Here is a 2,651-nt window from a genome sequence, read left to right as displayed (position 1 = left end):
AGGGCAGGTGGTCAACCGTGTCGAAGCTCTGGCTCACATGGGCAGCTCCAAGCTGGACAATGAAGAGTGCTGGATGATCACCACCGCCATGAGGGCACTCGGATACGTCTACATAGACCATCAGGCACGGGTGTGCCACGGGCCAAGTGTGGCCTCGCTGGCCGAATCGTTGGGACGCGGTTCGATGACCAATCACGTCATCGATATCGGAAACAGCGATTGTGTCATGGTCATGGGTGCCAACTCGGCGGAAGCTCACCCCATCACCTTCAGATGGGCCATGCGCGCAAAGGAGAAGGGGGCGAAAATCATCCACGTCGATCCGCGCTTCACCAGGACCTCGGCGGTGGCGGACCACCATGCGTTCCTGCGCGCGGGGACCGACGTCGCCTTTGTGGGCGGCATGATCAAGTACATTCTCGACAACGACAAGTATTTCGAGGAGTACGTCAGGAACTACACCAATGCCTCGTGCATCATAGACGAGAAGTTCAGCTTCAAGGACGGACTTTTCTCGGGTTACGATCCCGGTGCCAGGAAGTACGACAAGTCGACCTGGGTGTTCAGGCTCGATGCCAACGGCGTCCCGGAAAAGGATCCGACGCTCAAGAATCCGCGGTGCGTCCTGCAGATGATGAAGGCCCATTACGCGCGCTACGATTTGGAGAAGGTATCGTCGATTACGGGCACCCCCGTGGAAGATCTCAAGACCATTTATGAACTGTATTCCTCGACCGGGGTGAGAGACAAAGCGGGGGTGATCCTCTACGCCCTCGGTTGGACTCAGCACACGGTGGGCGTGCAGAACATCAGGTCCTTTACCATCGTGCAACTGCTGCTGGGCAATATCGGCGTCGCGGGGGGCGGCGTCGCCGCGTTGCGCGGACAGCCCAACGTCCAGGGATCGACGGATCAAGCCATCCTGGCCCACATTCTTCCAGGCTATCTCAAGACGCCGACGGCCTCACTGACCACGCTGGACGAGTACCTGGCAAAAAACACTCCCAAGACCAGGGAGCCCCAGTCGGCCAACTGGTATCAAAATACCCCGAAGTACATGGTGAGCCTCCTCAAAACCTGGTTTGGAGACAAGGCTTCCAAAGAAAACGGTTTCGCCTATTCCTACCTTCCCAAGGTGGATGACGGTCAGGACACGACGCTTCTGGATCAGATCGACAAGATGTATGCAGGGAAGATCAAGGGCTTCACGTGTGTCGGCCAGAATCCGGCGTGCAGCAATCCCAATGCCGAAAAGACCCGCAAGGCCCTGGCCAACCTCGACTGGATGGTACACATCAACATTTTCGACAATGAGACGGCTTCCTTCTGGAAGGGGCCGGGAATGGATCCGAAAAAGATCAAAACGGAGGTCTTCCTCCTGCCGGCGGCGGCTCAGATGGAAAAAGCGGGCAGCATGAGCAATACCGGACGTTGGCTCCAGTGGAAATACGCGGCGGAGAAACCGCCCGGAGACGCCCTTTCGATGGGCGACATCCTGTACCGGCTGGTGATGAGACTCAAAGACCTCTACAAGAAGGAGAAGGGGACCTTCGCCGATCCCATTCTCGATCTGCAATGGAATTATGCGGATGCCAAGGGGATGTATGATTCCACGGCGGTTGCCAAGGCGATGAACGGATACTTCCTGGATGACGTCACCGTTGGAGACAAGTCTTTCAAAAAGGGGGAGTGTGTTCCCGGCTTCAGTTACCTGCAGGCCGATGGAAAGACCTCCTGCGGCATATGGATCCATTGCGGGAGCTTCACACAGGATGGAACCAACCTGATCGCCCGAAGGAAGAAAGGCGATCCGACGGGGCTCGGCCTCTACCCGGAATGGGCGTGGGCCTGGCCGATGAACCGGCGCATCCTCTACAATCGGGCGTCGGTCGATGAGAAGGGACAGCCCTGGGATCCGAGGCGGGCGGTCCTCAAGTGGGCCGACGGAAAGTGGGTGGGCGACGTTCCCGACGGGCCGTGGCCGCCCCTGAGCGACAAGGAAAAAGGAAAGCTGCCTTTCATTATGAAGCCCGACGGAGTCGCCTCCCTGTTCGGTCCGGGGCTGGCGGACGGACCGTTCCCCGAGCACTACGAGCCCCTCGAGAGTCCGCTTTCCAAGAGCCTGATATCCGCACAGTTGAGCAGTCCCGTCATCAGGATATTCAATAGTGATTGCGATAAGATTGCCGGGTGCGATCCGAGGTTCCCTCTGGTCTGTACCACCTACTCCTGCACGGAGCACTGGTGCACGGGCGCGGATACGAGATGGCAGTCGTGGCTCACGGAGACCATGCCCCAGGCCTACGTCGAGATCAGCAGGGAATTCGCAGATCTCCGTGGCATCAAGAACGGTGAAAAGGTCAAGGTTGAATCGGTTCGCGGCAAAGTCGAATGCGTGGCGATGGTCACTGCGCGGCTACGTCCTTTGAAAGTGGGCGGACAGACCCTGCATCAGGTGGGGATCACCTACAACTACGGCTGGCTTTTCCCCAAGGATTGCGGCGATTCCGCCAACCTGCTGACCCCCACCGCCGGCGACCCCAACACCGGGACCCCGGAATACAGAGCTTTCATGGTTAATGTGACAAAGGTGTAAAAGGAGTGAGACATGTCCAAGGGAAAATCCATAATGGTTGATACCTCCAGGTGCA

1 protein-coding gene is annotated in these 2,651 nt (G+C 58.0%); it reads left to right on the top strand.

What is annotated here, in order from left to right; all coding sequences use genetic code 11:
• The coding region (fdnG, locus tag PLO63_17730; GenBank protein HOI75979.1) for a formate dehydrogenase-N subunit alpha at positions 1-2,596 on the top strand (2,596 nt) is incomplete at its 5' end.
• Positions 2,597-2,651: the final 55 nt, after the last annotated feature.

The sequence above is a fragment of the Syntrophales bacterium genome, from assembly GCA_035363115.1.
Lineage (GTDB): Bacteria > Desulfobacterota > Syntrophia > Syntrophales > PHBD01 > PHBD01.
This window is presented reverse-complemented; position numbering and strand designations above follow the sequence as displayed.